The organism is Acinetobacter sp. V2, from assembly GCF_001188385.1.
Taxonomy (GTDB): Bacteria; Pseudomonadota; Gammaproteobacteria; order Pseudomonadales; family Moraxellaceae; genus Acinetobacter; species Acinetobacter oleivorans.
Genome location: NZ_JZFB01000001.1, coordinates 315,861 through 319,226, shown reverse-complemented (window position 1 = coordinate 319,226; position 3,366 = coordinate 315,861). Strand labels below are relative to the sequence as shown.

The following is a 3,366-nucleotide window of genomic DNA, read 5'->3' as shown; positions in this document are numbered from 1 at the left end:
CGTTCCCAAGCCGCTGAAATTTCAGGTGGACGCAAGTTAATAATTTTTACTTTGTCTTCCGGAATGTTCCAATGTTTAAGTGCAGACAAAAGGCTGTAATGAGTTGTTGAAACAAAGGGTACAGCAATGGTTTTGCCAATTAAATCTTGAGGAGTTTTAATGCCTGATTTATTACTTACTACGAGTGCTTCAGATCCACCAAGTTTTGATGTAATTAAGAATACTTCAATCGGTAAATCACGGCTTGCCGCAGCAGCAAGTGGACTTGAGCCAATATTGCCAAGTACGACATCGCCTGAAGCAAGTGCATTTACAACGTCTGAACCCGCATCAAATTTTTTCCATTGAATATTACGTTGGCTATGTTTTTCATATTCCCCATTGGCCTGCGCAACTTTGCTTGGGTCCACCCCTGTTTGATAGGCAATCACGACAGGTTTGCTGTCGCGAACTGAAGCACTTGTATTATTGTCTTTCTTATTTTGCCATACGATAAATGCAACAATTGCTACAACCACAATTGCCGTGATAATCAACGGTTTGGTCTTTGTGCTCATAATTTCATGATCTTTCAATAATATAAGCTCATGGTATGCAGCTGGCTTTATAATGAAAAATAAAAAAATATGAGTTGCTTATCTATTTTTGATAAATAACTTTTTCATATAAGTTTTTATCTTTTGGTAAAAAGCAAATATCAACCAAACTTACAGATTAGCCATAAAATTAAAATACTTATATATCAATAATTAAAAAGGATATTCAAAAAATACATGATGAGAAAAACCTGACATACCTACTCTAATTATTTTATCCTACTCATTTCGTCATTTTTATTTTTTGCTTATCGCATCCAGAGTTTTGCATCTAATTAATTTTCATTCTTTTATATAAAGTTCAGATTTTATTATCTTTTTATCTTAAAACTTCTGCAAATATTAAGATTTGGACAAATCTTTTTCTGGTTTATACATGACGCAAATTTAATTTTTATTTTTAAGAGGAGAAAAATTCTTTTGTTTAAACATTCTCAATTTTTGAAAAAAACATTAATTACAGCGTCTTTAATTACATTTAGCCTTTCAAGTCATGCGGCTCTCACCTTTGGTAATGCTGAAGAAGGTCAACTTAAAGTGAGTGGTACTGTTCGAGCTAAATATGTTTATGACTTTGACTCTGATCCCACTACCAGTAAATTTTCCTTTAATGACGCGGTATTATGGCTAGATTACAACTCCCCAAAATGGATTGGCCGCCTAGATTATCGGGTTTATGAATATTACGGACGTTTAGGCGATGCCAATTGGCTTACCGATGCGTGGTTGGGTTATAAAATTAATGACAACAGTAAAATTATTGCTGGCTTAAACCCAGTTCCTTTTGGCTTGGGTCGCTTTTGGGGAAATACTTATTATTTAGGCATTGCCAATAGTGCAGGTTGGGAAGATGTACATAACCTTGGGGTGAAATATGATTTCAATGATGGAATCAATGAAGCACAACTCGCCTTTTATCCTACCGATGGTGGCACCTATAGAGGTAAAAGCAAAGACTCGAGTCGATTTAGTATCAACCCTGTCAATGCGGATGACTCTGTACCACAAGGCACCAATACTAAAGAAAAGAACTCCATTGTTGTTCGCGGTGCTCATACCTTTAAAAATGTCTTAGGCCAAGAAAATTTCTCTACCCAACTGGGCGCCTCTGCATGGTATTCCACCATTGAAAATAAACGTTCAGGGCAAGATGGTGATCGCCAAGTCTATTCGGTTTTTAGCAATACCAATTATAACCAATGGAATTTACAGCTTTTGGCTGGTTATCAAGACATTGATAATGCCGACGCTCAATATAAAGACCACCTGACCTTGGGTGGTTTCGATTATTCATTTAACTCGGCAACCAAAGGTCAGATTTACTCAGCCGAACTGAGCTATTTATTTCCTCAGCAGTTTGGCCCCATTACCGCTGTTCGCCCGTACTTAAACTATAGTTCTTATCGAAAAGAACAAGACGGGTTTAAAGATTCAACTCGTTTTATTCCCGGCATTGCCTTTAACTATCAAAAATTGACAGTACAAGCCGAGTTGCTGGTGGGTAAACACGATCCATATCTAGGAGACAGTGAAGGCCTTGCGGCTGGTGGAAGCAATGATAAATGGAATAAAAAAGCATTTGTAATTTTTGCTTATTACTTCTAACTCCAAAAATAAAGGCCAACATCTGTTGGCCTTTATTTTATTTAGATATCTAGTTTTACTCTAGTCGATTACTGGTGAATTATTGAGAGGAAGTTCTGCTTTATCTTCATCAATCACATCGACATCTTGAGCGGTAGGCTCAAACTTAATCAGTAGTCCAATCACAATTAAAGGAATAAAAGCAAAGATAGAAATAATCAGATAAACATCGGTTTTATATCCCGCCATCCAGATCGGTAAAACAAACAAAGCAATTGCTTGAGCAACACCAGTTACCGCACGGTTAAAGCCAACTCCAACGCCACGAATCGAAGCTGGATAAGCCATGGTTGGATAAACCATCATTTGTGCCCCAGGCCCAAAGCCTTCGGCAAAAAGCCACAAACCGAGCATGCCAATTGCGGTGTAGAGTAAAAAGCTATTACCCGGTTCACCAATTAATGCTAAGGCAATGAGGGCTATAAACTGGAGTAAAAAGCCTGTAAGCAACACATGACGAGATTTAAATCTGCTAGCAACAAATACGCCCAACAGCCCGCCCGTAAATGCAAACAGCAAATTGAGTCCGAGTGTTGTAGTAATGGTCGTCAAGACATCAGTATGAAAGAAACGCGTTAAAATGGAAGGTAAAAAGAAGGCAATGGTCGTGTACTGAAATGCGACCGAAATGTGAATCACAATTGCCACAATCGTTCTTGGCAAATAGGTTTTATTAAATAAAACTGCAAAACCCTCGCGCTTTTTCTTTTCAGCAGTTCTTTCTACTTTTTCAACTGTAGCAACTGCATTAATTGCATAGGATTCTTGTAGAACTTTAGCGGCACCTTTTAAATCGCCTTGGTTTGCAAGCCAGATTGGTGATTCAGTTAAATATTTACCGCGAATAAAAATAATGAGTAACGCTGGCACTGCCCCAAAAATTAAAGATGCTCGCCATAACCAGTTGCTATGCTCAGGGGGTAAAAGAAAATAAAGCGCCAGAACTAGACCAAAACATACCGAAGAAGCGGCATACCACATTGGGCACCATGCGGCTAAACGCGCTGCCTTGTTGCTACTCCCGTTAAATTTAGAAAACTCAGATAAGTATGACATTGCCACAGGCAGATCAATACCAACACTAATTCCCATAATAAATCGGGCTAAAATCAAAACCCAGACATTC

3 protein-coding genes are annotated in these 3,366 nt (G+C 38.1%); 1 reads left to right on the top strand and 2 read right to left on the bottom strand.

The genetic code is table 11. From position 1 onward, the window contains the following. Positions 1 to 575: ABC transporter substrate-binding protein (locus UC75_RS19660; protein WP_228137008.1), on the bottom strand; the 575-nt coding region annotated here is incomplete at its 3' end. A gap of 441 nt (positions 576 to 1,016) precedes the next feature. On the opposite strand from UC75_RS19660, the gene UC75_RS01445 reads away from it, so the two are divergent. Then, entirely contained in the window at positions 1,017 to 2,201 is a 1,185-nt protein-coding gene (locus tag UC75_RS01445; RefSeq protein WP_049836455.1) for a hypothetical protein, read from the top strand. A gap of 60 nt (positions 2,202 to 2,261) precedes the next feature. On the opposite strand, the gene UC75_RS01440 is transcribed toward UC75_RS01445, so the two are convergent. After that, a partial coding sequence (locus UC75_RS01440) for an MFS transporter (RefSeq protein WP_228137007.1) occupies positions 2,262 to 3,366 on the bottom strand: 1,105 nt, incomplete at its 5' end.